This window comes from Burkholderia sp. ZZQ-2, assembly GCF_050768715.1.
Taxonomy (GTDB): Bacteria; Pseudomonadota; Gammaproteobacteria; order Burkholderiales; family Burkholderiaceae; genus Burkholderia; species Burkholderia cepacia.
In genome coordinates, this window is record NZ_LDVA01000302.1 from 1 (window position 1) to 21,430 (window position 21,430).

Here is a 21,430-nt window from a genome sequence, read left to right on the forward strand (position 1 = left end):
CGACGGACATCAGGATGCTTGCCGCCAACGCGGCCAGTGAACGCTTCGTCATACCCCACTCCAGTTATTTCGGTGAACTTAATACGGCAGTTCGTGATGGTTTTTCCCGGCCCGGTTCGCGCCGGGCCGCCCACTGCATCAATTCAGATTGAACGAGAACGGTACCTGGACCCGCACCGACTGGCCCTGCGCGACGCACTTGAATCGTTTTACGGTGTTGTAGGCAGCGCGATCGAGGACCGGATCTGCCGACTGCGCCACGCGCTCGTTCGTGATGTTCCCTTCCGCATCCACGACGAATTCGATGGTTACGTCACCCGTGATGTTGTTTTCCTGCGCTTCCTTCGGATACTGGATCGACGCGCGAAGCGCGTCCGAATTCGGGCAGACGACACCCACGTCATGGCTGACGGGCTTGGCCGGCGCCGGGGGCGCCACGACCGGCGCCTGCACGGCCGGCGCGGAGGGTACCGGGGCCGACTGGTGAGTGATCGTCGCCTGCGGCGGCGCCTGCACCGGCACTTCCGGCGGCGGGACGAACGGGGGCGGCGGCGGCGCGAACTTCGGCGGCGGGAGTTTGACTACGGGCATCGGCGGTGGCGGCGGCGGCTTGACCGGCTCGATGATGCGGGTTTCGATCGGGTGCTGGATCACCTGCACGACTTTCGTCGCCAGGCCGTTGAGCAACGCGTAGATCAGCACTGCGTGCAGCACCAGGACGATTCCGACGCCGCCGAACCGGCGTACCGGATTCTGTTGCTTCTTGCCGAACTCTCGCGGACGGCCCAGCGTAGCCAGTCCGCTGTTCGACGTAACCAGACTTTCTTCGACTTTCATGCCCACCATCCATCCCCCAAGCGATTCGCCCAGTTTCGGATTGCTGCCGGCGGCGAAACCAGGTCGGCATCGCCATCGCATCTACCCGAACATTTCATTTCAAATTCAATTTGCAATCCGAATTGAAAGAATTGCATTCGAATTCCAATACACTCTTTTTCAAGGAATCGTTCCGGCCGGCGCGGCCCGGTGTTGCACCGGAAAACCACGCGCCTGCACGTTCAGGCAATTGTCAGCTGAGCGGGCGGCGCCGCGTGTTTCGTATGACGATTCACCGTTCGTTACGCGGTGATGTCATTGGCGCCGTTCACTTGGGTGCAGAAGATAGCAAGGAAAAAATTTTGCCGTCAAACTTTATTTGATACCCGAATACAAAGTTTGGAGGGGATATTCAAATAATATTCCGGTAAGCACAAATACAACTTTTATTATTAATTTGGTAATTGAATTGTATGGGTATATGCGAAAACGGATATTGATCCGCTTCAACATAAATATCGGCATATCTCCTGCACCGCACCAAAAAAGGGCATTCGGAAAGTAACCTCGAGGATGCATCCCTCGCCTCGTCATCGCCCGCATGTCGACGGGCATGCCGGTCGACCGCCTCGAACTGGCCGGGATCGTTTCCTCAAGGACGGCGCACCGGAGATGCCGAACCAGAGATACCAGAACAGTTAATCTGGAATGCGACTTAAATTAAGGATTGGTCGGCTGCCGTAAATACGCCGCCAAAAATTCGGATAGCGAATTAACTATCCGACGGCCATCCCGCTGACAAGACCTGCAACCCTGTCACACTCGCACCGACAAATGCCCGTGCACCGCAAGCGTCAGGACTGCATGCCCTGCATCTTGTGCGAGAAATGCGCACGCTCGGCCGTCTCCATCAGCGTCAGGAATTCATCCTGCATCATGTGGATCAGCGCTTCGTGGTCGCCGGCCTCGAAATAGACTTCCGGCTGCTGTGCGAGACGTTCCTCGAGAAACGTCTTCATGCCGTACGCCATGCAGACCGGCGGCAGTGCACCCATGTCGCAATCCTTGAACAGCTCGCGCAGTTCGACCTCCCGGGCGAGCACGAGATGACGTCCCGTCTTCACCCAGAGATCCGACAGGCGCACGGCGTGCGTGGTCGGCAATACGGCTGCGACGTAGCCTTCGTCGTCTTCGAGGAGCACGGTTTTCGCGAGGCGATCGCCGGGGATATGCGCGGCGGCGGCCGTCTCCATGCTCGTATGGCTATAGGGGTGGTACACCACTTCGTACCGCGATGACTTCTGGCGCAGGCAATCCTGCAGGGTGGCTGATACTGGCATGGCACACCTCGTCTGGGCGAATCGGGCGAACGGCGTTCGCTCCGGATTTGTTCAGCATAGGTCGCATTCGAGTCAATGGAAACGCCGCCTCACCCCTTCCTCATTCGGGTGCCCGTTCTGGTTCCAACCCCGATTCCAGCCCCTTTTCGCGCAGCCATTCGCGGTTGAAGAGCCGAGCACGATAGATGTCGCCGCGATCGCACAGCAAAGTCACGATCGTATGCCCCGGTCCCATCCTGCGGGCCAGCCAGACCGCCGCCGCGACGTTGATTCCGCTCGATCCGCCGACGTACAGCCCTTCTTCGCGCAGCAGCCGGTAGACCATCGTCACGCACTGCGAATCGTCGATCCTCACGGCGTCGTCGATCGGTGCGCCGGCCAGATTCGCGGTGACCCGCGTCGAGCCGATGCCTTCGGTGATCGAGCTGCCTTCGGCACCGAGGTCGCCCGTTTTCACGTAACCGTAGAGCCCGCTTCCGTGCGGATCGGCCAGCACGATCCGGACCTCAGGATTCTGCTCCTTCAGGTAGCGGCTCACGCCCGCCAGCGTGCCGCCCGTGCCGGTTGCGCAGACGAACGCATCGACCGTGCCCGCCGTATCGCGCCAGATTTCCGGTCCGGTCGTCTCGTAGTGCGCCTGCCGGTTGACGACGTTGTCGAACTGGTTGGCCCATACCGCGTTGTCGAGTTCGTCCGCGAGCCGCCCGGCAATCTTCTGATAGTTGTTCGGGTCGCGATACGGCGCCGCCGGCACCGGGCGCACGTCGGCGCCGAGCGTGCGCAGGATCGCCATCTTGTCCGGCGATTGCGTGTCGGGAATCACGATCACGCAGCGATAACCGCGCGCCGCGCAGATGTGCGCAAGACCGATGCCCGTGTTGCCCGCCGTGCCCTCGACGACGGTGCCGCCCGGCTTCAGCGCGCCGCGCTGCTCGGCGTCGCGGATGATGTAGAGCGCCGCGCGATCCTTCACCGAACCGCCCGGATTCATGAATTCCGCCTTGCCCAGGATTTCGCAGCCCGTTTCCGCGCTGAGCTTCGCCAGCCGGATCAACGGCGTGCGTCCCACGCAGTCGACGAAGCCGTGTCGCACGTCCATGTTCCCCTCCGTTGCATTCGCGCTCGCGCGCCCTACACAACCAAGGATAGGACGCGTCGCTTTCGACGCCAGCCGCCGCGTACTAAGCTTGGAGAGCCCATTGCGGCGCGCGCGCCGCATCGCCAGACGAGGTCCGCCATGCTGCAATTCGAAACCGTCACCATCGACAAACCCGAGGCCGTAAATTTCATCCTCGGCCAGTCGCATTTCATCAAGTCCGTCGAGGACATCCACGAGACGCTGGTCGGCACCGTGCCGGGCATTCGTTTCGGGCTCGCGTTCTGCGAGGCATCGGGCAAACGTCTCGTGCGCCGCTCCGGCACCGATGCGGAACTCGTCGAGCTCGCGTGCCGCAACGCCCTTGCGATCGGCGCCGGTCACGCGTTCATCGTGTTCCTCGGCGACGGTTTCTATCCGGTCAACGTGCTCAATGCGATCAAGGCGGTGCCGGAGGTCTGCCGGATCTACTGCGCGACCGCGAACCCGACCGACGTGATCGTCGCGGAAAGCGCGCAGGGGCGCGGGATCGCCGGTGTCGTCGACGGCTTTCCGCCGCTCGGCGTCGAAGACGACGACGACGTGCGCTGGCGCAAGGATCTGCTGCGCACGATCGGATACAAGGCGTAGGCGCGGCCGCGGCGCACGCATGTCGATTCCGCCAGGGCCTGCCCTGCAGACGTGACCGCATCGTCGATGCGAACCGCGTCTCCCGGCCATGCAAAACAAGAAGAAAAAGCGGCGGGATCAAAGGCGCGACCGCGGTCAGGATTTCAGGTCGCTGAGTTGACTGACCGTTAGTTGCAATCTCGAGAACAGGATTACGCTCCCGGTGGCGACGCGCCGGCCACCCGGCTGTCCTATACTGGCCGCAACAGACCGACCGGCAGCCGAGCCGACACGACGACCGCGCCGCCGCCCCCTTCCCGGAGCCACGCATGCATTACCAGCTGATCTACGAACTCGTCGACGATTACCTGTCGCGGCGCGAACCGTTCCGCGCCGAACATCTCGCGCTTGCACAGGCCGCGACCGAGCGCGGCGAACTCGTGCTCGCCGGCGCGCTGTCGGACCCGGCCGACCAGGCCGTGCTCGTGTTCGAAGGCGATTCGCCGGAGGCGGCCGAGTCGTTCGCGCGCGCCGATCCGTATGTGCAGAACGGCCTCGTGAAATCGTGGCGTGTGCGTCCGTGGCGCGTCGTGATCGGCAAGCACGCGCCGCGCTAGGCGCGACGCAGGACTACAGCCACCCTGCCCGCTTGAATCGCCACCACAGCGCGAAGTCGGCGACGACCATCACCGCGATGCAGCCGTAGAAACCGTATTTCAGGTGCAACTCGGGCATGTTCGCAAAGTTCATCCCGTAGATGCCGGCGATCATCGTCGGTATCGCGAACAGCGCGGCGAACGAACCGAGCCGCTTCGTCACTTCGTTCTCGGCCAGCGAAATCATCCCGAGGTTGACCTGGATCGCCGTGACGACCATTTCGCGGCGCCCTTCGATCGTCTTCACGATCCTCTGCAGATGGTCGTACACGTCGCGAAAATATGCCGCCATCCCGCTGCAGACCTGCGGCACGCGTCCGCCGGTGAGTTTCGCGAGCGGCTCGATCAGCGGCGCCGTGTGCTGGTACAGCGTCACGAGCCGGCGCTTCAGCGAATAGAGATCCTCGATGATCGCGCGCGACGACGCGGGCGTGGCCTTCGCGAAGATCCGATCCTCGAGTTCCTCGAGCTCGGTGCCGAGCGTTTCGAGGATCGGGAAATAGCGGTCGACGACCTGGTCCATCAGCGCATAGAACACGAACGCCGAGCCTTCCCGCAGCAGATGCGGCTCGTGCTCGCAGCGCTTGCGCACGTCGCGGAAGTCCTGCTCGGTGTGATTGCGAATCGACAGCACGTAGTTCGGGCCGACGAACACGTTCAGCTCGCCCACCTTGAATTCGCCGTCGTCATCGAGCTCGACCGTATGCAGCACCGCGAACAGCGAATCGCCGTATTCCTCGATCTTCGGCCGCTGGTGCCCCTTGCGGGCATCCTCGAGTGCGAGCTCGTGCAGCCCGAACTCCTCGCCCATCAGGTCGATTTCCTCGGGTGTCGGATCCTTCAGCGCGACCCACACGAAGCATTCGGGCTTCGACACGTAGTCGCTGATGGCATCGATATCGATGTCGGCCAGCTTGCGGCCGTCCTGGTATGCAGCACAGTTGATCAGCATGGTGTCTCTGATGTTGCGGTTTGCGCATCAGTTTACCGGTTTGCTGCGCGGGCGGCCCGGCTTGCGCGGCACGACGATATTGGTCATGATCTGGCTGCGTGCGCCGCAGCACGCGCACCAGGACACTGCGGCCCAACCGTCAAGGAGACAGACCCATGTGGTATTTCTCGTGGATTCTCGGCATCGGCGTGGCGCTCGGCTTCGGCATCATCAACGCGATGTGGCTGGAAGCGGAAGTGTTCTCGCGCGGCGACAAGCGCAACGGTACGCCGAGCCCGCAGCCGGGAGGCAAGGCTTCGTGACGCACCTGGTGTTCTTCTGCGGTCACGCCGGCACCGGCAAGACCACGCTCGCGAAGCGGCTCATCGGGCCGCTGATGCGCGCGACCGGCGAGGCCTTCTGCCTGCTCGACAAGGACACGCTGTACGGCCGCTACAGCTCGGCCGCAATGGGTGCGCTCACCGAGGATCCGAACGACCGCGACAGCCCGCTCTACCTGAAGCACCTGCGCGATCCCGAATACCAGGGCCTGCTCGACACGGCCCGTGAAAACCTCGCGCTGGGCATCGGCGCGCTCGTCGTCGGCCCGCTGTCGCGCGAAGTGCGCGATCGCCGCATTCTCGACCGCGCATGGCTCGGCATCTCCCCCGACGTCACGCTGACGGTCGTCTGGGTCTACACGTCTGAAGACGTCGCGCACCAGCGGATCGTCGCACGCGGCAACCCGAACGATGCCTACAAGCTCGCGCACTGGGACGAATACCGGCAGCGCCGCTTCGTGCCGACCGGCCACGAATGCGACGGCATCGTGATGTTCGACAATACCGCGCCATCCGACGCCGACATCGATACGCTGCTGTACCGCATCGCGCCGCCTCCGCCTGCGACGACAATCGTCCCGCCGCTGCCGGCCTGATCGCCCCTCCTGTTCGTTCCCGCAAAAAACAACGCCGGAAGCGCTGCTGCGCTCCCGGCGTCGTACGGCCCTCGTGCCGGAGGCTGGCGGACGGTCAGGCCACCGCGTGCACGCGCTCCATCGTGCCGCCTTCGTACAGCTTGCCGAAGCGGTTCGACAGGAACGCCTTCAGCGACACCTTTTCCTGCGGGATGAAACCGCTTTGCGGCAGCTTCTTCTCGCGGAACAGATCCAGCACCGCACACATCGCGCCGGCCGTCGTGATCTGGATCGCGCTCATGTGCATCCCGCACACGTCCTTCGCGAAGATCTTGCGCGTGAACACGTCCTGCACCAGCTGGCCGTCCTTCACGCCCGTCACGGTGATGAACACGAGCACGACGTCCTGCTTCGTCGACGGCACCGCGCGGCGCATGATCGACTTCAGCGTGTCGCGATCGGTCGACAGGCGCAGGTCCTCGAGCAGGAACTGCACGAGATCGCGGTGGCCCGGGTAGCGCACCGACTTGTAGTCGAGCGTCTCGACCTTGCCCGACAGCGTCTCGCACAGCGTGCCGAGACCGCCCGACGTGTTGAACGCTTCGTATTCGGTACCGTCGAGCGAGAAGTGCTCGAGGCCTTCGAGCGGCTGCACCCACTGCTTGCGGCCGTCGCGGATCGCTTCGCACGGCTGGCAGTATTCGTTGATCAGGCCGTCGACGCTCCACGTCAGGTTGTACTTCAGCGCGTTGGTCGGATACTCGGGCAACGCGCCGACGCGCATCTTCACGTCGCGCACTTCGCTGAAGCCGTTCACCAGTTCATGCGCGGCGAGACCGATGAAGCCCGGTGCGAGGCCGCACTGCGGCATGAACGCGCGGTCGGAGCCTTCGGCCAGCTCGCGGATCGCGTGGGTCGCGCGCACGTCTTCGGTCAGGTCGAAGTAGTGGACGCCGGCAGCCTTCGCGGCGGCGGCAACGTTGACCGCGAGGTAATAAGGCAGCGCATTGACGAGCGCATCGAAACCCTTCACTGCTTCGCGAATCGCGTTTGCGTCGGCCGAATCGACCCGTTGCGTCGCGATGCCTTCGCGCGACAGCTTCGCGAGCGCATCCGTATCGCGGTCGAACGCGACGACTTCGTAGTCGCCCGTTTCACGCAGCATGTGAGCAATGGTGTGGCCGATCAGACCTGCGCCGACGATGGCGATTTTCATGCGCTTATCTCCTGATGATGGGTGTGATGTAGTGGACGGCGTTGAGCCATGAACACAGTTTAGGGACGCGCAAAATCAGTTCCAAGACGAAGAATGATGCGAAACGACCGATAATTTCGACGTTACGACGAAACATTTCGTCGAAACGTCGAAACGAGGTTTTTTCACCCGTTACGGGCCTGCCGTGACTGGCCAAAGTCTCGCGAGCCGGACTGCATGCCGACTACACGATTGCCGAGGAGGCATCGCATGCAATCCCTGCCCGCCGAACGCACACCGCACTGGCTGAAGGTGCCCGACGTCGCGCTGTCGCTCCGGATCGTCAAGATCATGTCGACCACGGTCGGCGAAACCGGCGCGGACTATCTCGCGGTCAACGTGGGGCCCGGCCGGATCGTCACGCGCATCGCGATGGCGTCGCGGCTCGCGATGGCGTCGCGGCTCGCGATGGCGTTGTGGATGCAGTTGCGTACGCACTGCGAGGTGTCGTGGATCTGCCAGCCAACGGTGGTGCTGGTCAACGTCATCGGTACGCGGATCGCCGACCTGCTCATCGTCGAAGTGAACGTCAGCCTCCACGCGAGCGCGACGATCAACGCGGCGCGCTCGCGGCGATCTTCATCGTGCGGCATCGCATTGAACCCACGCTTGTCGATCGACACGATCGTCACGCCGCAATGCGAGCGGCTCTATGTCGGGCCGATACGGCAGCGCAACAAGCGCGGTGCAACGAACACCGCGCCTGAACGTCAGCCGCCGATCGTCCCGCGATCGATCTTGCGCGACAGGATGATCGACGTCGTCGTGCGCTCGACGCCTTCGAGCGTGCCGATCTGGTCGAGCAGGTCGTTGAGCCGTTCGGGCGAATCGGCGCGCAGCCATGCGACGTAGTCGTACTCGCCGCTCACCGCGCACAGCAGCTGCACCTCGGGCATCCGGTCGAGCTTGCGCAACACGTCCTTGCCGAACTTCGGCGTGAGGATGATGCCGACATACGCGTAAATGCTCGCGTCGAGCACGTCCTGCCCGAGCCGGACGCTGTAGCCGGCGATCACGTTGGTACGTTCGAGCCGCGCGATGCGTGCGACGACCGTCGTGCGCGCGACGTCGAGCTGGCGCGCGAGATCCGCGACGCTGGCACGCGCATCGGCCTGCAGCAGCGCGACGAGTTGCCGGTCGAGATCGTCGAGTTGGTCGAGGCGGGGTGGACGCATGAGGCTGGGCCGGGGCACGACGTGCCGGCAAAGTGGAAGGTGACGCGATGATAGCGCCGAACGCCGGCCTGCCCAAACCGCATCGCCCGGAACCGATTCGAACCTTTCAATTTCGATTCGTATCGGATGTAAGCAAGTGTCGCATTCACTGCTGCGCCGCACTCAACGTGCTACTAATAGCTGGCGATGCGAGATGCGTGCTTGCGGCAATTGCCGCCGCGCCCGCTCGCCAGATACCACCCCGGAGAGCCAACCATGAAGAAAATCTCGCTCACCCTCGCTACGCTCGCCGTTGCAGCCAGCGCGTTCGCGCAAACCCCGGCGCAGCCGCAAGCGCCCGCTCAGGCCACGACGACCGCAGCCGCGGCTTCGGCCCCGACCGCCGAGCAGCGCGAGGCGCGCCATGAAGCCCGCGTCGAGCAGCGCATCAAGTACCTGCACGACCAGCTGAAGATCACGTCGGCGCAGGAGCCGCAGTGGAAGACGTTCGCCGACACGATGCGCGGCAACGGCGACACGATGGGCCGCCTCTATCGTGAACGGATGGCCAGGCACGACGTCTCCGCACTCGACGACATGAAGCAGTATGCGGAACTGTCGCAGGCGAACGCGGACGGCGCAAAGAAGCTCGCCGACGCCTTCGCACCGCTTTACGAGAGTTTCCCGGCCGACCAGAAGGCACTGGCCGACACGACGTTCCGCAGCTGGCTGCACCACGGCGGCGAGCATCGTGGCAAGGGCAAGGAAGGCAAGGCGGCAGCCGCGCCGGCTGCCAGCGCACCCGCGCAGCCCTGACGCCCGCCCCGCCGGCTCCGCCGGCACCGCACACGGCCCGTCCGGGCCGAACGGCACCGCTACAGGCGACCGGCGCGTCACACGGCGCGCCGGATTCGGGATAAGCTCCCGGCTTTTCCCGCACTTCCCCGCCATGCTCGAACTCAAGCACATCGACCTGCGTACCGATCCGCAGGCCCGTCGCGTCGTCAAGGACGAAACCGTCGCCGTTTCCTTCGCGGACGCCGACGGCGAACTGATGAGCCTCGAAGGCCCGAACCGCTATGTGGCGGGCGACGCGCTGATCACGGGCTCGACCGGCGACCGCTGGGTCGTGTCGCGCGCGCGCTTCGACGCCAAATACCTGCCCGCCGATCCGGCACTCGCACACGGCGCACCGGGCGCCTACCGGAACCGGCCGGCCGTCGTGCTCGCCCGCCGGATGGACGAGCCGTTCACGATCGCCCGCTCGGAAAACGGCGACACGCTGCGCGGCGTCGCCGGCGACTGGGTGATGCAATACGCGCCCGGCGACTACGGTGTCGTGCAGGCGCAGCGCTTCGCGCAGGTCTACCGCGACGCGTGACGCGTCGTGCCGGCATCGCGCCGGCGCGAACGATCACGCAAAGTCTTCGTCGAGCTCGAGTTCGGCGTCGCGCTCGACGGCCTCGCCGGCCGCGTGGCGCTCCTCGAGCGACCCGAGCATCGCTTCCGTATACGCATGCAGCACCGCATGGCTGCGCGCGCGCTGTATCGGCTTGAGCGCCAGATAGCGCGCGAGTGCCGCTGGCACGATGCGGATATCGAGCGTCATCCGCTTCGGCGTCGCGCCGAAACGCATCGCGAGCCAGTGCACGGACAGGAACCGCCCGCGCGCGTCGCTGCTTTCGGCGAACCGCGTCTGCTCCGGAAAGAGATCGCAGATCACGCGTGCGAGCGCGTCGAATTCCGCGCTCTGGCATTCGATCAGATAGTCGTCCATCCCGTCTCTCCCGTCAGGCTGCCGATTGCGACGGCCGGCACGTCTTCACCAGCACGACGACCAGAAGCGCGGCCAGCACGAAATACGCGGCCTCGACCCAGCCGGCCGGCAGCACGCGCACCTGGTACAGCAGCGCCGGCGCGGCTGCCAGCGCATGCAGCACGATCGCGAGCGGCAACACGCCCGCGCGGCCGGCGCGCACGCCGCGCCAGACCAGCACCGACAGCGCAAGCTGCAGCACGAACGCCGCGCAGCGCTCGAGCAGCAACAGCAGGATCGACTGTGCCGACAGCGTCGCGAGCATCACGTGCAGCCGCACGACGGTATCGCCCGGCAGATCGGCGAGCTGGGTCTCGAGCTGGCCGCGGCTCGCGAGCCACGCGAGATACGACCATTGGCCCCACACGAGTACGCCGACGAACCACGCTTCGGCGCCACCGTGGCCGATCCCGTAGCCGATTCCGCGGCTGTCGCCGGCCGACGCGCCGTAGCGGCGGTTCAGGAAACGCATCCCGAGATAACGGCCGACTTCCTCGAACACGGCGGTCGCAAGCGCGCTGTACGCGACGAACGCGAGCGGCTGCGTGAGCCAGCCGTCGGGCGGCGTCTGGCTCAGCACGAGCCCGTGGAATGCGCGTTCGAGGATCATCGCGAACAGCGTGAAGACGGCCACGCCGACGATCGTGTCGCGGCGGTTCAGCGCAAGCGGCTTGCGCAGGATACGGAAGAGGACAAGCGGCAGGAGCGCGATGATCAGCGTGGCGGCGATCAGCACCGCCAGCGTGACGGGGGCGACAGTCATGTATTTCCTTGTTCGGGGCAGCGCACCTGACGCGCTGCGTGCCCCGAATGATACTCAGCTTGCGGTCGACGCGCGCACAACCAGCTCGCCGGGCAACAGCGAGACGCGTACGTCGCCCGCTGCGCCGTCGATCCGCTCGTGCACGAATTCGACGGCCTTGTAGCCGATTTCGTAGGTCGGCTGCCGGATCGTCGTGATACCGATCAGCTCGGCCCATTCCGGATCGTCGATCGACAGCAGCGCCGCCTTCTGCTGCCATGCGGCGCCGAAACGCGCGCGCAGGTGGCGCGCGATCGCGAGCGCGACCGGCGCGTTCGCGGCAAACAGCGCCGCGCGCACGCCGCGCCGTGCCGCGTCGTCGATGCGGGCATCGATGTCGGCGAACGCCGCCGCGGTCGCATCGGGCTCGTTCAGGTCGAGCACGACCGTCGACGGCACCGTCAGCCCGCGCGCGCCGAGTGCCGCGCGGAATGCGGCCTCGCGCAGGCGCCGCGAGCTGACGCGCTCGAACGGCTGCACGACGAAATGGATTGCGTCGAAACCGTGTTCGATCAGGTGCGCGAGTGCCGTCTCGATCGCGTCGGCGTTGTCGAGGCCGATCAGGTCGGCCTCGAAGCCCTCGACGGTCCGGTCGACGAGCACGGCCGGGATGCCGGCCCCGCGCAGCGGGCGCAGCACGTCCTCATCGGCGCCGAGCGCGTTGACGATCAGCCCTTCGACGCGGTAGGTCGTGAGCAGCTGCAGGAAGCGGCGCTCCATCTCGACTTCGTTTGCCGCGTGACAGATCAGCGGCATGTAGCCGAGCGCCTGGCAGGCAGCCTCGACGCCTTGCAGCACTTCGACGGTATAGGGATTGGTCAGGTCGGCTGCGAGCATGCCGAGCAGCCGGTTGCGGCCGCGCTTGAGCCCGCGCGCCATCTGGTTCGGCCGGTAGTTGAGCCGCGCGATTGCCGCTTCGATCCGCTGGCGCAGATCGGTGGACAGCACGTGCGTCTCGCCGTTCAGGTAGCGCGACACGCTGGTTTTGCCGGTGCCGGCCTCGCGCGCGACATCGCTGATCGTCGCCGGACGCGTTGTGGTTGGTTGCGAATCGGTCACTGTCGTGCCTCGCGACGTTCGATCCGCGCCGCGTCGTGAGCAGACGGATCTTTGTTGTTGGAAACGTAAGCCACCCGGTGGAATCTCCTGTCGATCCGCGTTAGCGCTTCAGCGCTTACGCGGATCCCATGCTTCGCGGTCGATCAGCGTCCGCCCTTCACCGCTTACGCGGATCCCATGCTTCGCAGTCGATCGGCGCCGGCGCGTCGGCACCCGCCCCGGTCACGTGCACAAGCAGTCGGCCGCACCGGACCTGGCGCGGATACCCGTCGCGAGACGCCGCCGGCAGCGCTGCCGTGCCGTCGATACGACGCGCGGGGATCATAACGCAGCCAGCCCTCCGGCACCAAGACCATCGACTCTAACGAAGGCACCCGTCCGCCGGGCGGGCACCTGCTCGTGGCCGGCCCGTTACCCGCCGCGGCTCAGGCGCGTGCGAGCGCATCCGGATTGACGAGATTCGTGCGCAGCGTGCCGGCCAGCGCGCCGACCAGGTTTTCCGCGGCGCAACGCGCCATCGCGTGGCGCGTCTCGTGCGTCGCCGAGCCGATATGCGGCAGCGCGACGACTTTCTTCATCTGCAGCAGCGGCGAATCCGCGGCCAGCGGTTCCTTCTCGAACACGTCGAGCCCCGCGCCGCGGATCGTACCCGCGCGCAGCGCATCGATCAGCGCGGCTTCGTCGACCACCGGCCCGCGCGATGCATTGATCAGGATCGCGCCGCGTTTCATCTTCGCGAATTCGGCCGCGCCGATCAGGTGGTGCGTTTCGGACGAAAGCGGCACTTGCAGGCACACGAAATCCGCTTGCGCGAGCAGTTCGTCGAGCGTCACGCGCCGTGCGCCGTACTGCGTTTCGGCTTCCGCATGCGCGGACCGGTTCGCGTACAGCACCTGCATCCGGAAGCCGAGCGCCGCGCGGCGCGCGACCGCGCCGCCGATCCGCCCGAGCCCGACGATGCCGAGCGTCTTGCCCTGTACGTCGGTGCCGTACAGGTCGGGGCCGATGCTGCGATGCCAGTGGCCTGCCTTCACCCACTCGGCCAGCTCGACCACGCGTCGCGCGGACGCGAGGATCAGCGAGAACACCGTATCGGCGGTCGATTCGGTCAGCACGTCCGGCGTATGCGCGAGCACGATCCCGCGCCGCGTGAGATCCGCGACGTCGAAGTTGTCGTAGCCGACCGAGATCGTCGACCACGCCTTCAGCCGCGGTGCGCGGTCGAGCATGTCCGGCGTGACCTTCAGGCTCGCGCCGATCGCGCCGTCCGCGTCGCCGAGCGCATCGGCGAGGGCTGCGGCGCCGTCGGCCTGCACGACGTCCGCATGCTCGCGCAGGTACGCGAGGACGTCATCGGGCAGCGGCTTGTACGCGACGATACGGGGCTTCATCTGATTCATTTTCCTTGCAGCGGCGCCGCGAGCGGATGCGTATCGGGCGCCTGGGGTTTGACGGACAGCGTGAGGATCACCGCGGCGACGAGCGCGGCGCTCATGAACGCGTACGACGCGACGGGCGAGCCGGTCGCTCCGTTCAGGTAGCCGACGAAGTACGAGCCGACGAACGAGCCGAGCGCGCCCATGCTGTTGATCAGCGCCATCGCGCCGCCGGCGACGTTCTTCGGCAGCAGTTCCGGGACGATCGCGAAGAACGGGCCGTACGGCGCGTACATGGCGGCACCGGCCACGACCAGCAGCGCATACGAGATCCAGAAATGCGACGAGCCGAGGGCGTACGATGCGGCGAACGCGGCCGCGCCGATCAGCAGGAACGGCCACACGAAGCCACGGCGCGAACCGACCTTGTCGGACGCCCACGACGCGGCGAGCATCGCGATCGTCGCGGCGAGATACGGCAGCGCGGACAGCCAGCCGGTCGCGACCATCCCGAGGTCGGAGCCGTTCTTGACGATCGACGGCAGCCACAGCACGAAGCCGTACACGCCGATGCTCCAGCAGAAATACTGTGCGCACAGCTTGATCACGGCCGGCGAGCGGAATGCCTCGCCATAGTTGCGCACGGGCTTGATCGCCGCCTGCTCGGCCGCGAGCGCGGCGTCGAGGTCGCGTTTTTCCTGCGCGTTGAGCCACGGCGAATCGGCCGGCTTGTCCTGCACGAGGAACCACCAGCACACGGCCCAGAGGACGGCCGGCACGCCTTCGGCGATGAACATGTGGCGCCAGCCGAATTCGTGCACGAGATAGCCCGAGACGATCGACATCCACAGCACGGTGACCGGGTTGCCGAGGATCAGGAACGTGTTCGCGCGCGAGCGTTCGTTTTTCGTGAACCAGTTGCTGATGTAGATCAGCATCGCCGGCATCACGGCCGCCTCGACGACACCGAGTACGAAGCGGATCGCCATCAGCGACGGGATGTTGCTGACCACGCCCGTGAGTGCCGCGCAGGCGCCCCACAGGATGAGGCTGACGAACACGAGCTTCTTCACGCTGCGGCGTTCCGCATAGATTGCGCCGGGGATCTGGAAGAAGAAGTAGCCGAGGAAGAACAGCGCGCCGATCAGCGACGACAGGCCCTTGCTGATCCCGAGGTCCTGGTTGATGCCGGCTGCGGCGGCGAACCCGTAGTTCGCGCGGTCGAGGTAGGCGAGGCTGTAGGTGATGAAGACGATCGGCATGATCGTCCACCAGCGGCGGGCAGCGAGTGTATTGGCCATCAGAATGTCTCCTGTGTCGACCAGAGTTAGTGCTTTAGCACTTACTCTGGTCCCATGCTTCGCGGTCGATCAGAGTTAGTGCTTTAGCGCTTACTCTGGTCCCATGCTTCGCGGTCGATCAGAGCTCGCACTTCAGCGCTTACTCCGATCCCATGCTTCGCGGTCGATCAGAGCTCGCACTTCAGCGCTTACTCCGATCCCATGCTTCGCGGTCGATCAGAGCTCGCACTTCAGCGCTTACTCCGATCCCATGCTTCGCGGTCGACCAGAGTTAGTGCTTTAACGCTTACTCCGATCCCATACATGCACGACTAAATGAGTCCGCGGATTGTGCCGTGTCCGGCCTCTCATTGCGCGGTGAAGGTTTCCTCTAAGCGATCGGCGTGATTGGTGACGTTTTCGAATCGATCGAGCGCGGCACGGGTCGGCAGCCCTTCCGAGTCGCCGATCACCTGGATCGCGAGCGCGCCGATGCGGTTGCCGCGCGCCACGGCCTGCTCGATCGTCTTCCCTTCCAGCAGCGCGCTGACCACGCCGACCGCGAAGCCGTCACCGGCGCCGACCGTGTCGACGACGTTCCGCACACGTTCGCCCGCCACCGTTCCGTCACGGCCGTCAGCCGTCCGGTAATACGCCCCTTCGGCACCGAGCTTGATCACCACCCCGCGCGCGCCTTGCGCGAGATAGAAGCCCGCGATATCGGCCGGCGTGTCGTGCCCGGTCAGCTGCCGCCCTTCGGCGATGCCCGGCAACACCCAGTCGGCGAGCGACGCGAGCGCGTTCAGCGTCTTCGCCATCACGTCGGCGGACGGCCACAGCGTCGGGCGCAGGTTCGGGTCGAACGAGATCGTCTTGCCGGCCGCGCGCATTTCGCGCGCCAGCTTGAACGCGAGCTCGCACGACGTCGCGGAGATCGCCGGCGCGACGCCCGTCAGGTGCAGGTGGCGCGCGCCGAGCACGTAGTCGGCCACGTAGTCGTCGCACGACAGGTGGCTCGCGGCCGAGCCCTTGCGGAAATACTCGACGGTCGGGTCGCTGCCGTCGTCGTTGCGCGACTTGAGCTGAAAGCCGGTCGGGTAGCGCGGATCGACGGTCACGCACGATGCGTCGATGCCCTCGCGCGCCAGCGTGTCGAGCACGTAGCCGCCGAACGAATCGCGGCCGACGCGGCTCATCCAGCCGACCCGGAAGCCGAGCCGCGACAGGCCGATCGCGACGTTCAGGTCGGCGCCCGCGATCCGCTTCGCGAATTGCGTCGCATGCGCGAGATGACCGGGCTCGGTCGAGACGAACATCGCCATCGCTTCGCCGTAGGTCACGACATCGAGTGCTGCTTTCATGAATGAACTCTCCAGGATCCTTCCGCCGTCACGCGGTTGCGAGCCACGCGACTCGCCGGCATGCATCGCCCGCCAGGTCGGCCGCGTCGAACGGAAACTCGATGCCGCGCGGCGCCTGCTGCGGCAGCGCCGCGAGCACGCCGGTCACGAGCGGGTCGTTCGGCGCCGGCGCGGCGGCGAAACGGCGCGCACCCTCGCCCTCGACTGCCTTGCAGTGAATGTATTCCACATGGGACGCGAGCACTTGTGCGCAATCAAGCGGCGCTTCTCCCGGCCACTGCCAGTTGCCGATGTCGAACGTCATCCCGAGCGCATCGGGCATGCCCGCGGCGGCCAATGCATCGAACAGCCCGCGGAACTGCGCGAGCGCGCCGCCGACCGGAAGCTGGCCGTTCTCGACCACCACGCGGGCCTTCGCGCCGCGCGACAGCGCGACGATGTCGGCCGCGTGCGCGTCGCCGGCGAAGCCGCCGAGCTGGAATTTCACGAAGCGCGCGCCGAGCGCGTCGGCTTCCGCAAGCGCGCCGCGCAATGCGTCCGCATCGAGCGCGCCCGTTTCCGTGTACAGGTTGGCCGGCGTCGAATAGACCGACCACAGCCCGTGGCCGGCCAGTAGCGCACCCAGCGCGGCGAGCGCGCCGGGCGCAGCGTCCGCTTCCGACGCGAACAGTTCGCGCCGCACCTCGAAACCCGTTGCACCCGATGCCGCCGCGGTCGCGACGAATGCGCTGTGGCCCTCCTGACGCACGCGGTCCATCCCGAATGCGCTCGCCACGATCACGATGTCTGTCATTCTGCCCTCTTTTCCCCGGAATGGAACCGGTTCCATTTGCTTGAGACGGATGGTGCGCTTCGCCTCGAACCCACGCCATAGAGGAAATCCCTAAGTTGGGGCATGGCGCGAACGCGCGACCGACGGCACGCATCACGCATGCCCGGGCCGGCTTCGGCCGTTCAGGCGAGGTTCAGGCGATATCGTGCGCGAGGCTCATTTCGAGGAACTGTGCGGCGACCCGCGACGGCGCGCCGCCGTGCGGCACGAGGATGGAGAAATGACGCGTGAGCGGCGCGGGCGCGAGCGAGCGCAGGACGAGCGCGGCATCGTCGTGACGCAGCGACATCGCGGACACGAACCCGACGCCCATCCCGGCACGCACGGCTTCCTTCACGGCCTCGACACCCGCGATCTCGAATGCGACACGCATCGGCGCCGCGCCTTGCGCAAACGCGCGCTCGACGAGTTGCCGCACGGCGGAGCCCGCCTCGCGCAGGACGAGCGGATGGGCCGCCAGCGCGTCGAGCGTGACGCCCGGCGCGTATTCGGGCGCGGCCAGCGGATGCCCGGTCGGCACGATCGCCACGATCTCGTCCTCGCGCCACGCGTGCACCGCGGTGCCCGGCGGCAGCGCCTCGCCGGGCGGCCCTTCGATCATCGCGATGTCGAGCGACGGCAGCGCCGCGACCACGTCGGCCGTGTTGCCGCTCATCGTGTGGATCGCCACGCGCGGGGCGCGCGGCTGGAACGCCGAGATCAGATAAGGCAACAGGTAGCTCGCGGGTGTCGTGCTCGCGCCGATGCGCAGCGTGCCGGCTTCCAGGCCGCGCACCGCGTCGCGAAACGCGCGCGCCTGCGCGAACGTATCGCGCTGCGCTTTCGCGTACTGCGCGAGCTGTTCGCCGATCGGGGTCAGGCGGATGCCGCGGCCTTCGCGCTGGTACAGCGGCTCGCCGAATTCGTCCTGCAGCAGCCGCAACTGGCCCGACACGGCCGGCTGCGACAGATGCAGCGCCACGGCGGCGTGGCTGATGTTCAGGTGTTCGGCGACGGCGGCGAACGTTATCAGTTGATCCGGGGTCATGGGGATAAATTATCGGCTTTCCGGATAGTTTACGTCACAAATCACAATTTTTCATATCGATATAACGAAATTAGGATTACAGCATCGCAACACGCTCCATCACGGTGCTTCCATGTCCACTGCCCCGACTCCCCATCTCAACCATGCCGCGCCGTCGATGCGCGGCCAGTTGAACGGCGTGCTGTTCGTCGCGCTGTTCGCCGCCGCCGTCACGAGCCTGTCCCAGCTTCCCGCGATCGCGGGGCTCGGCCTGTCGCCGCTGATCGTCGGCATCGTCGCCGGTGCGCTGTACGGCAACGCGCTGCGCGACGGCATGCCGGCGAGCTGGGCGGCCGGCGTCAACTTCTCCGCGCGCAAGCTGCTGCGCATCGCGGTCGCGTTCTTCGGGTTGCGGGTGAGCCTGCAGGAAATCGCGCAGGTCGGGCTGCCGGGCCTCACGGTGTCGGTCCTCGTCGTCATCAGCACGCTCGCGATCGGCACCTGGGCCGGCATGAAGCTGATGAAGCTCGACCGCGATTCCGCGCTGCTGACCGCCGCCGGCAGCGCGATCTGCGGCGCGGCCGCCGTGCTCGCGTTCGAGTCGACGCTGCAGTCGAAGCCGCACCAGAGCGCGATGGCCGTGGGCAGCGTCGTGCTGTTCGGCACGCTGTCGATGTTCCTGTACCCGATCGCCTATCACGCCGGTCTGCTGAACCTCGACCCGGCCGGCCTGGGCCTGTTCTTCGGCGGCACGATCCACGAGGTCGCGCAGGTGGTCGGCGCGGCGAGCGACATCAGCCCGCAGGTCGCGCACATCGCGACGATCGTCAAGATGACGCGCGTGATGCTGCTGGTGCCGGTGTTGCTGGTGCTCGGCTGGTGGCTCGCCCGCTCGGCCCGCGCCACCGCCGGCGGCGCGCAAGGCAAGCGCAAGGTGGCCGTGCCCTGGTTCGCGCTCGGGTTCCTCGGCTTCGTGATCTTCAACTCGCTGAACGTGCTGCCGACGGACGTCACGCACACGCTGAACGTGCTCGACACCTTCGCACTGACGATGGCCATGACCGCGCTCGGCATCGAAACGCGCGTGGCGCAGATCCGCGCAGCCGGCCCGCGCGCGCTGATGACCGGCCTGATCCTGTACGTGTGGCTGATCGCCGGCGGCTACGGGATCACCTGGGCCGTGCAGCACTGGCTTGGCTGAGTTGCCCGCCCGTGACACGTCGCGCGACGCGCCCGCCGGGATGGTCCCGCGGGCGCGTCGCAGTGCTATGCTTCGCGTCGTTTTCCATCGCCCTCTTTCAGCCGTGCTCTCGTTCCTGCTGAAGCTGCGCACTCGCGCCCAAACGCTGTTCCGCCTGTCGGACGCCCATACGATGCTGATCTGGTCGGCCATCGTCGGCGTCGGCGGCGCCTTTGCGACGATGGCGTTCCGCGAAGGCATCGACCTGATGCAGCACCTGATCTCCGGACAAAGCGGCAGCTTCGTGCAGATGGCGAAGCGCCTGCCGTGGTACGTGCGATTCTGGATGCCGGCCGCTGGCGGCTTCCTCGCCGGCTGCGTGCTGCTGCTCGCGACGCGCGGCGACAAGAAGGCGGGCAATACCGACTACATGGAATCGGTCGCGCTCGGCAACGGGGTCGTGCCGGTACGGCAGAGCCTGTGGCGCAGCGTGTCGTCGCTGCTGACGATCGGCAGCGGCGGCTCGATCGGCCGCGAAGGCCCGATGGTGCAGCTCGCGGCGCTCGCCGCGTCGCTCGTCGGCCGCTTCGTGCACTTCGACCCGCCGCGCCTGCGCCTGCTGGTCGCCTGCGGGGCGGCCGCCGGCATCACGTCCGCGTACAACGCGCCGATCGCCGGTGCGTTCTTCGTGTCGGAAATCGTGCTCGGTACGATCGCGATGGAGAGCTTCGGCCCGATGGTCGTCGCGTCGGTCGTCGCGAACATCGTGATGCGCGAATTCGCCGGTTATCGGCCGCCGTACGAGATGCCGGTGTTTCCGGCCGTCACCGGCCCCGAGGTGCTGCTGTTCGTCGTGCTCGGCGCGCTGTGCGGCGTGCTCGCGCCGCAGTTCCTGCACCTGCTCGACGCGTCGAAGCACCATTTCAAGCGGCTGCCGGTGCCGCTGCCGGTGCGGCTCGCGCTCGGCGGCCTCGTCGTCGGCGTGATCTCGGTTTGGACGCCGGACGTATGGGGCAACGGCTATAGCGTCGTCAACCAGATCCTGCATTCGCCGTGGACCTGGCAAGCGCTGGTCGCGGTGCTCGTGTTCAAGGTCATCGCAACCTCCGCCACGGTCGGCTCGGGTGCGATCGGCGGCGTGTTCACGCCGACGCTGTTCGTCGGCGCGGTGTTCGGTTCGCTGTTCGGGCTCGCGATGGAAGCGCTGTGGCCCGGCCATACGTCGGCTTACTTCGCGTACGCGATCGTCGGGATGGGCGCGTTCATGGCGGGCGCCACGCAGGCGCCGCTGATGGCGATCCTGATGATCTTCGAGATGACGCTGAGCTATCAGGTCGTGTTGCCGCTGCTGGTGTCGTGCGTATTCGCGTATTTCGTCGCGCGCGCGACCGGCACGACGTCGATGTACGAAATCACGCAGCACCATTACCAGGACGCGCAGGAGAAGCTGCGCCTGCGCACCACGCAGATGCGCGAGCTGATCCAGCCCGCGCAGACGGTCGTGCCGCTCACGGCGAGCGTCGCCGACATGACGCGCGTGTTTCTCGAATATCCGGTGAAGTACCTGTACGTCACCGATGATGCCGGGCGCTTTCGCGGCGCGGTCGCGCTGAAGGACATCACGTCGGACCTGCTCGACAAGCGCGACACGACCGACAAGACGGCCGCGCATTACGCGCACACGCCGTTTCCGCTCCTCACGCCCAACATGCCGCTCGCCACCGCGCTCGAACGCTTCATGGCGTTCCAGGGCGAACGCCTGCCGGTGATCGAAAGCGAAGCCGAGCCGACGCTCGCGGGCGTCGTCTACAAGACGTCCCTGCTCGATGCGTACCGGCGGATGACCGGCGAGCGCTGATTCGCACGACGCGACGAGGCGCGGCGCATGCCGCATGCTTCATCGCACCCCGCCTTTGCCGCGCATCGCACGCGGCACGACGAATCC

At 66.2% G+C, this 21,430-nt stretch carries 23 protein-coding genes; 9 read left to right on the forward strand and 14 right to left on the reverse strand.

What is annotated here, in order from left to right; genetic code table 11:
* Positions 1 to 138: 138 nt before the first annotated feature.
* Positions 139 to 837 (reverse strand): energy transducer TonB, encoded by a 699-nt coding sequence (locus tag ABY44_RS27305; protein WP_027787329.1) that lies wholly within the window; start codon positions 835 to 837, stop codon positions 139 to 141.
* A gap of 122 nt (positions 838 to 959) precedes the next feature.
* Here ABY44_RS27305 and ABY44_RS27310 point away from each other — a divergent pair, with 122 nt between their 5' ends.
* A complete protein-coding gene (locus tag ABY44_RS27310) occupies positions 960 to 1,199 on the forward strand; it encodes a hypothetical protein (RefSeq protein ID WP_124546833.1) in 240 nt (79 codons plus the stop codon).
* 471 nt (positions 1,200 to 1,670) lie between these two features.
* Here ABY44_RS27310 and ABY44_RS27315 read toward each other — a convergent pair whose 3' ends face one another.
* Together ABY44_RS27315 and ABY44_RS27320 are read right to left on the reverse strand one after the other, a co-directional pair.
* Positions 1,671 to 2,156, reverse strand: a complete 486-nt coding sequence (locus ABY44_RS27315; protein WP_027787328.1) for an aminoacyl-tRNA deacylase — start codon at positions 2,154 to 2,156, stop codon at positions 1,671 to 1,673.
* Between the two features lie 100 nt (positions 2,157 to 2,256).
* Complete coding sequence (locus tag ABY44_RS27320) at positions 2,257 to 3,255, reverse strand: cysteine synthase A (RefSeq protein ID WP_027787327.1); 999 nt, start codon at positions 3,253 to 3,255, stop codon at positions 2,257 to 2,259.
* Between the two features lie 138 nt (positions 3,256 to 3,393).
* On the opposite strand from ABY44_RS27320, the gene ABY44_RS27325 reads away from it, so the two are divergent.
* Entirely contained in the window at positions 3,394 to 3,882 is a 489-nt protein-coding gene (locus ABY44_RS27325; protein ID WP_124671933.1) for an adenosine-specific kinase, read from the forward strand.
* A 308-nt stretch (positions 3,883 to 4,190) separates the two neighbouring features.
* The gene (locus tag ABY44_RS27330; protein WP_021160928.1) at positions 4,191 to 4,478 is read left to right on the forward strand and encodes a YciI-like protein; all 288 of its coding nucleotides are present in this window, start codon (positions 4,191 to 4,193) and stop codon (positions 4,476 to 4,478) included.
* A gap of 13 nt (positions 4,479 to 4,491) precedes the next feature.
* Here the strand turns inward: ABY44_RS27330 and corA are convergent, their stop codons facing one another.
* On the reverse strand, positions 4,492 to 5,469 hold the full coding sequence (gene corA / locus ABY44_RS27335; protein ID WP_027787325.1) for a magnesium/cobalt transporter CorA: 978 nt from the start codon (positions 5,467 to 5,469) through the stop codon (positions 4,492 to 4,494).
* Between the two features lie 155 nt (positions 5,470 to 5,624).
* Here corA and cydX point away from each other — a divergent pair, with 155 nt between their 5' ends.
* Both cydX and ABY44_RS27345 read left to right on the forward strand, forming a co-directional pair.
* A complete protein-coding gene (gene cydX / locus ABY44_RS27340) occupies positions 5,625 to 5,771 on the forward strand; it encodes a cytochrome bd-I oxidase subunit CydX (RefSeq protein ID WP_063809902.1) in 147 nt (48 codons plus the stop codon).
* Positions 5,768 to 6,385, forward strand: coding sequence for an AAA family ATPase (locus ABY44_RS27345; protein WP_060174527.1), 618 nt, complete (start codon positions 5,768 to 5,770; stop codon positions 6,383 to 6,385). Before cydX ends, ABY44_RS27345 begins: the two co-directional genes overlap by 4 nt.
* Before the next feature lie 94 nt (positions 6,386 to 6,479).
* On the opposite strand, the gene ABY44_RS27350 is transcribed toward ABY44_RS27345, so the two are convergent.
* Positions 6,480 to 7,580, reverse strand: a complete 1,101-nt coding sequence (locus ABY44_RS27350; protein WP_060174528.1) for a saccharopine dehydrogenase family protein — start codon at positions 7,578 to 7,580, stop codon at positions 6,480 to 6,482.
* Positions 7,581 to 8,329: 749 nt separating this feature from the next.
* Complete coding sequence (locus ABY44_RS27355) at positions 8,330 to 8,794, reverse strand: Lrp/AsnC family transcriptional regulator (RefSeq protein WP_006481526.1); 465 nt, start codon at positions 8,792 to 8,794, stop codon at positions 8,330 to 8,332.
* A gap of 255 nt (positions 8,795 to 9,049) precedes the next feature.
* On the opposite strand from ABY44_RS27355, the gene ABY44_RS27360 reads away from it, so the two are divergent.
* Positions 9,050 to 9,589, forward strand: coding sequence for a Spy/CpxP family protein refolding chaperone (locus ABY44_RS27360; protein WP_060174529.1), 540 nt, complete (start codon positions 9,050 to 9,052; stop codon positions 9,587 to 9,589).
* A gap of 133 nt (positions 9,590 to 9,722) precedes the next feature.
* Positions 9,723 to 10,154, forward strand: coding sequence for a PGDYG domain-containing protein (locus tag ABY44_RS27365; protein WP_021160921.1), 432 nt, complete (start codon positions 9,723 to 9,725; stop codon positions 10,152 to 10,154).
* Between the two features lie 33 nt (positions 10,155 to 10,187).
* On the opposite strand, the gene ABY44_RS27370 is transcribed toward ABY44_RS27365, so the two are convergent.
* The 8 genes from ABY44_RS27370 to ABY44_RS27405 form a co-directional block, all read right to left on the reverse strand.
* Positions 10,188 to 10,550, reverse strand: a complete 363-nt coding sequence (locus tag ABY44_RS27370; protein ID WP_060174530.1) for a DUF3022 domain-containing protein — start codon at positions 10,548 to 10,550, stop codon at positions 10,188 to 10,190.
* A gap of 13 nt (positions 10,551 to 10,563) precedes the next feature.
* The gene (locus tag ABY44_RS27375) at positions 10,564 to 11,352 is read right to left on the reverse strand and encodes a YhfC family intramembrane metalloprotease (RefSeq protein ID WP_060084929.1); all 789 of its coding nucleotides are present in this window, start codon (positions 11,350 to 11,352) and stop codon (positions 10,564 to 10,566) included.
* A 54-nt stretch (positions 11,353 to 11,406) separates the two neighbouring features.
* The gene (locus ABY44_RS27380; protein ID WP_027787319.1) at positions 11,407 to 12,450 is read right to left on the reverse strand and encodes a LacI family DNA-binding transcriptional regulator; all 1,044 of its coding nucleotides are present in this window, start codon (positions 12,448 to 12,450) and stop codon (positions 11,407 to 11,409) included.
* A 425-nt stretch (positions 12,451 to 12,875) separates the two neighbouring features.
* Positions 12,876 to 13,841 carry an NAD(P)-dependent oxidoreductase gene (locus ABY44_RS27385; RefSeq protein ID WP_060174562.1) on the reverse strand — a complete coding sequence of 322 codons (966 nt, stop codon included), beginning with the start codon at positions 13,839 to 13,841 and terminating at the stop codon, positions 12,876 to 12,878.
* 5 nt (positions 13,842 to 13,846) lie between these two features.
* The gene (locus ABY44_RS27390; RefSeq protein ID WP_021160915.1) at positions 13,847 to 15,127 is read right to left on the reverse strand and encodes an MFS transporter; all 1,281 of its coding nucleotides are present in this window, start codon (positions 15,125 to 15,127) and stop codon (positions 13,847 to 13,849) included.
* A 347-nt stretch (positions 15,128 to 15,474) separates the two neighbouring features.
* Positions 15,475 to 16,467 carry a sugar kinase gene (locus ABY44_RS27395; RefSeq protein ID WP_060174531.1) on the reverse strand — a complete coding sequence of 331 codons (993 nt, stop codon included), beginning with the start codon at positions 16,465 to 16,467 and terminating at the stop codon, positions 15,475 to 15,477.
* 28 nt (positions 16,468 to 16,495) lie between these two features.
* Positions 16,496 to 17,260 (reverse strand): xylose isomerase, encoded by a 765-nt coding sequence (locus ABY44_RS27400; protein ID WP_027787317.1) that lies wholly within the window; start codon positions 17,258 to 17,260, stop codon positions 16,496 to 16,498.
* A gap of 172 nt (positions 17,261 to 17,432) precedes the next feature.
* Positions 17,433 to 18,326: a LysR family transcriptional regulator gene (locus tag ABY44_RS27405; RefSeq protein WP_060174532.1), complete on the reverse strand. Its 894-nt coding sequence runs from the start codon at positions 18,324 to 18,326 to the stop codon at positions 17,433 to 17,435.
* Between the two features lie 112 nt (positions 18,327 to 18,438).
* Here ABY44_RS27405 and ABY44_RS27410 point away from each other — a divergent pair, with 112 nt between their 5' ends.
* Together ABY44_RS27410 and ABY44_RS27415 are read left to right on the forward strand one after the other, a co-directional pair.
* Positions 18,439 to 19,506, forward strand: coding sequence for a YeiH family protein (locus ABY44_RS27410; protein WP_060174533.1), 1,068 nt, complete (start codon positions 18,439 to 18,441; stop codon positions 19,504 to 19,506).
* 103 nt (positions 19,507 to 19,609) lie between these two features.
* Positions 19,610 to 21,343 (forward strand): ClcB-like voltage-gated chloride channel protein, encoded by a 1,734-nt coding sequence (locus tag ABY44_RS27415; protein ID WP_431642741.1) that lies wholly within the window; start codon positions 19,610 to 19,612, stop codon positions 21,341 to 21,343.
* Positions 21,344 to 21,430 lie beyond the last annotated feature (87 nt).

Coding starts and splice junctions, on each gene's coding strand:
- ABY44_RS27305 (WP_027787329.1), bottom strand. CDS start 837: ATGAAAGTCGAAGAAAGTCTGGTTACGTCGAACAGCGGACTGGCTACG.
- ABY44_RS27315 (WP_027787328.1), bottom strand. CDS start 2,156: ATGCCAGTATCAGCCACCCTGCAGGATTGCCTGCGCCAGAAGTCATCG.
- ABY44_RS27320 (WP_027787327.1), bottom strand. CDS start 3,255: ATGGACGTGCGACACGGCTTCGTCGACTGCGTGGGACGCACGCCGTTG.
- ABY44_RS27325 (WP_124671933.1), top strand. CDS start 3,394: ATGCTGCAATTCGAAACCGTCACCATCGACAAACCCGAGGCCGTAAAT.
- ABY44_RS27330 (WP_021160928.1), top strand. CDS start 4,191: ATGCATTACCAGCTGATCTACGAACTCGTCGACGATTACCTGTCGCGG.
- corA (WP_027787325.1), bottom strand. CDS start 5,469: ATGCTGATCAACTGTGCTGCATACCAGGACGGCCGCAAGCTGGCCGAC.
- cydX (WP_063809902.1), top strand. CDS start 5,625: ATGTGGTATTTCTCGTGGATTCTCGGCATCGGCGTGGCGCTCGGCTTC.
- ABY44_RS27350 (WP_060174528.1), bottom strand. CDS start 7,580: ATGAAAATCGCCATCGTCGGCGCAGGTCTGATCGGCCACACCATTGCT.
- ABY44_RS27355 (WP_006481526.1), bottom strand. CDS start 8,794: ATGCGTCCACCCCGCCTCGACCAACTCGACGATCTCGACCGGCAACTC.
- ABY44_RS27360 (WP_060174529.1), top strand. CDS start 9,050: ATGAAGAAAATCTCGCTCACCCTCGCTACGCTCGCCGTTGCAGCCAGC.
- ABY44_RS27365 (WP_021160921.1), top strand. CDS start 9,723: ATGCTCGAACTCAAGCACATCGACCTGCGTACCGATCCGCAGGCCCGT.
- ABY44_RS27370 (WP_060174530.1), bottom strand. CDS start 10,550: ATGGACGACTATCTGATCGAATGCCAGAGCGCGGAATTCGACGCGCTC.
- ABY44_RS27375 (WP_060084929.1), bottom strand. CDS start 11,352: ATGACTGTCGCCCCCGTCACGCTGGCGGTGCTGATCGCCGCCACGCTG.
- ABY44_RS27385 (WP_060174562.1), bottom strand. CDS start 13,841: ATGAAGCCCCGTATCGTCGCGTACAAGCCGCTGCCCGATGACGTCCTC.
- ABY44_RS27390 (WP_021160915.1), bottom strand. CDS start 15,127: ATGGCCAATACACTCGCTGCCCGCCGCTGGTGGACGATCATGCCGATC.
- ABY44_RS27395 (WP_060174531.1), bottom strand. CDS start 16,467: ATGAAAGCAGCACTCGATGTCGTGACCTACGGCGAAGCGATGGCGATG.
- ABY44_RS27400 (WP_027787317.1), bottom strand. CDS start 17,260: ATGACAGACATCGTGATCGTGGCGAGCGCATTCGGGATGGACCGCGTG.
- ABY44_RS27405 (WP_060174532.1), bottom strand. CDS start 18,326: ATGACCCCGGATCAACTGATAACGTTCGCCGCCGTCGCCGAACACCTG.
- ABY44_RS27410 (WP_060174533.1), top strand. CDS start 18,439: ATGTCCACTGCCCCGACTCCCCATCTCAACCATGCCGCGCCGTCGATG.